The organism is Mesorhizobium sp. M5C.F.Ca.IN.020.32.2.1, assembly GCF_004023105.1.
GTDB classification, from domain to species: domain Bacteria; phylum Pseudomonadota; class Alphaproteobacteria; order Rhizobiales; family Rhizobiaceae; genus Mesorhizobium; species Mesorhizobium wenxiniae.
Genome location: NZ_RZSX01000679.1, coordinates 1 through 3,539, shown reverse-complemented (window position 1 = coordinate 3,539; position 3,539 = coordinate 1). Strand labels below are relative to the sequence as shown.

Genomic DNA, 3,539 nt, shown 5'->3' with positions numbered 1-3,539 from the left:
GCCTTCGCCGCGTCGGCGGCAAGGATCCCCTGGCGGGTTTCCTGTGCTATGCCAGCCTCGTAGCTGTTGCCCATCAGGAACGTGGTATCGACGTCTTTTGCTGCCTGCACAACGGAGGCCGTATCGCCAAGATCGCTGGCCACGATCTCGACGCCTGCCGACGCCAATTGCCGCGCAGCATCGCTGTCCGGCCTGCGCGTTAGTGCCTTGACGCGGTGCCCACTCGACAGCAAGGCACGCGCAACTGCGCCGCCTTGCTGGCCTGTGGCACCGGTCACCAGAACGCTTCGTTTGGTGGTCATGTGTTTGCTCCTTCTTTTTCCGATGGAGCAAAATTAGGGTTTGTCACATTGATGCATAATTGCCTACAATTGGAAAACTTTGTGCCATGCAAGGATACAATGCTCGATCTTAATGATATCGTGGTGTTCGCTCGCGTCGTCGAAGCTGGCAGCTTCACCGCTGCTGCGCGGCTGCTTGCCATGCCCAAGACGACGGTCAGTCGACGCGTTGCCGCGCTCGAGCGTGAGGTTGGGGTTCGCCTGCTGCAGCGCACGACGCGCAGCCTCAACGTGACGGATGCCGGGCGTCTCTATTACGAGCAGAGCAGCCAGGCCCTGCGGACGATCGAGGAAGCAAATCTGCGCCTCGCGGAAGCGAGGGCGGAGCCATCGGGCACAATTCGCATCTCGGCGCCCGTTGGCTTCGGGGGTCATTTCCTCACAGCTGCTGTGGTCGACTTTCTGGCAATGTATCCGAAGACCAAAGTCGAACTTCGCCTGACTGACGACAAGCTCAACCTGGTCGAGGACGGCATAGACCTCGCTTTCCGCACCGGGGTTCTTCAGGATTCGACGCTGATCGCCCGCAAGCTCGGCTCCACGCACAGGCTGCTCTGCGCCAGCCCGGACTATCTCGCAAGGCGCGGGATGCCGGAATGCCTGGCGGATCTCGCACACCACCAGTGCGTCATCGCAGGCCCTTCGACCTCGGGCACCCATTGGGTGCTGGACGGGCCACACGGTCAGGAAACGGTCACGGTGGCCGGGCGCTTCGCCGCTAATGAAATGCAGGCGGTCGTTGCGGCCACGCTCGCAGGCTTCGGCATCGCCCAATTGCCGCACAGCATCGCCGAGCCCCTCATCAATGGAGGGCGGCTGAGCCGCGTTCTCCGGGACTACACGACGCCGGTCGGCGGGCTGCATGTTCTATATCCGAGCAGCCGGCATCTCTCGCCCCTCGTCAAGGCATTCATCGTGCTTGCATCCGACCGGATTTCCAGTCGGGCAAATACAGCGGCTGACCAGCAGTAGCCGCGAGCCTCAATACGGGCTCGCCACATCGCCGATCTCGACATAGACCGACTTCAACTGCGAATAGAGCGCCAGCGCCGCCAGCGAATTTTCGCGGCCGATACCGGACTGCTTGAAGCCGCCGAACGGGATCTCGACGGGGGTCAGATTGTAGGCGTTGATCCAGCAGGTGCCAGCCTGCAGCTCGGCGATGACGCGGTGGGCGCGTCGCAAGTCGCGCGTGAACACGCCGGCGGCAAGGCCGAATTCGGTGTCGTTGGCGCGATCGATCACCTCGTCCTCATCGTCGAATTTCAGCACGCTCATCACAGGCCCGAAAATCTCCTCGCGGGCGATGCGCATCGTGTCGGTGACGCCGGTGAAGACCGTCGGCTCGACGAAGAAGCCGCCTTGGAAACCCTGCAGCGAGGGCACGTTGCCGCCGCAGGCGAGCACGGCGCCATCCTGCTTGCCGGCTTCGATATAGCCGATGACCTTTTCATGCTGGTCCTTGGAGACAAGCGGCCCCATCTGCGTCTCCTGGTCGAGCGGATCACCGATACGGATCTTCTTGGTCCGCTCGACTAGCCGTTCGACGAAACGGTCGTGGATACCCTTCTGCACGAAGACCCGCGTGCCGTTGGAGCAGATCTGGCCGGTCGAATAGAAATTGCCGAGCATGGCGCCGCCAATGGCGTTTTCGAGATCGGCGTCATCGAAGACTATCAGCGGCGACTTGCCGCCGAGCTCCATGGTGGCATGCTTCATCTTCGAACCGGCGAGCGACAGCACCTTGCGGCCGGTCGGCACCGAACCGGTCACCGAGACCTTGGCGACGACATCGTGCCCGACGAGGCCGGCGCCGACATCGCCGTAGCCTTGCACGACATTGAACAGCCCGTCGGGCAGCCCAGCTTCGGTATAGATTTCGGCGAGCGCCAGCGCCGACAGCGGCGTGTTCTCCGACGGCTTGAACACCATGGCGTTGCCCATGGCGAGCGCGGGTGCCGATTTCCAGCCGGCGATCTGGATCGGGTAGTTCCAGGCGCCGATACCGACGCAGACGCCGAGGGCCTCGCGCCTTGTATAGGCAAAGGGTCCGCCGAGATCGAAGGACTCGCCATTATAAGCAGCGACCGCGCCGCCGAAATATTCCAGGCAGTCGGCTGCCGATGGCGCATCCGCCACCAGAGTCTCCTGGATTGCCTTACCGGTATCCAGCGTCTCGATGCGCGCCAGGTCGGCGTTGCGCGCACGCAATATGTCGGCAGCGCGGCGCAGGATGCGCCCGCGCTCGACCGGCTTCAGCCGCGCCCAGGCCGGTTGTGCTGCACGCGCTGCTTCGATCGCGAGTTCCAGCACGTTCGGCGTCGCCGAACGCAGCATCGCGATGGTCTCGCCGGTTGCCGGATAGATCACCGGCAGCGGCACACCTTGCTCGTCGTCGATGTAGCGTCCGTTGACATAGTGCGATGCCTTTGGCTGGGCGCGCATGAGAGTTTCTCCAAATTGTCTTTCGTCGGGGGCCGGCGGGCAGACAGTCCGCCGGATCATCGCCTATCTATCCGACACCTGCCAGCGCGGATTGATCCATGGTTCCTGGTTGGACGGCGCCTGCGGCGTGCGGCCAAGAATGTGGTCGGCGGCCTTCTCGCCGGTCATGATTGACGGTGCGTTGAGATTGCCGTTGGTGACGCGCGGGAAGATCGAGGAATCGGCGACCCGCAGCGCCTCGACGCCGATGACACGGCATTCCGGATCGACGACGCTCATCGGATCATCCTTGCGGCCCATCTTGCAGGTGCCGCAAGGGTGATAGGCGCTTTCGGCGTGATCGCGGATAAAGGCGTCGAGATCGTCGTCTGACTGAACGTGCGAGCCCGGCGAGATCTCCTTGCCGCGATAAGGGTCGAATGCCGACTGGCCGAAGATCTCGCGCGTCAGCCGGATGCAGTGGCGGAACTCGGTCCAGTCGTCCGGATGCGACATGTAGTTGAAGCGGATCACCGGCTTCGACTTGGGATCTGGCGAGCGCAGCGTGACAGAACCGCGCGACTTCGATCGCATTGGCCCGACATGCGCCTGGAAACCGTGCGCCTTCGCCGCCGCCCTGCCGTCGTAGCGGACCGCCGCCGGGATGAAATGATACTGGATATCGGGATAGTCGACGCCGGCGCGCGAGCGCACGAAGGCGGCCGCCTCGAAATGGTTGGTTGCGCCGAGACCCGACTTGAAGAACAGCCATTG

The 3,539-nt window shown here is 63.2% G+C and carries 4 protein-coding genes; 1 reads left to right on the top strand and 3 read right to left on the bottom strand.

Translation table 11 applies throughout. The annotated features are described in order from the left end of the window. Positions 1-302 (bottom strand): NmrA family NAD(P)-binding protein (locus tag EOA86_RS26860; RefSeq protein ID WP_128344461.1); only part of this gene is annotated, 302 nt, incomplete at its 3' end. Positions 303-401: 99 nt separating this feature from the next. Here EOA86_RS26860 and EOA86_RS26855 point away from each other — a divergent pair. Continuing rightward, positions 402-1,313, top strand: a complete 912-nt coding sequence (locus tag EOA86_RS26855) for a LysR family transcriptional regulator (protein WP_065010398.1) — start codon at positions 402-404, stop codon at positions 1,311-1,313. 9 nt (positions 1,314-1,322) lie between these two features. On the opposite strand, the gene betB is transcribed toward EOA86_RS26855, so the two are convergent. Next, the gene (gene betB, locus EOA86_RS26850; protein ID WP_065010399.1) at positions 1,323-2,786 is read right to left on the bottom strand and encodes a betaine-aldehyde dehydrogenase; all 1,464 of its coding nucleotides are present in this window, start codon (positions 2,784-2,786) and stop codon (positions 1,323-1,325) included. Between the two features lie 63 nt (positions 2,787-2,849). Next, positions 2,850-3,539 (bottom strand): GMC oxidoreductase (locus EOA86_RS26845; RefSeq protein WP_245497381.1); only part of this gene is annotated, 690 nt, incomplete at its 5' end.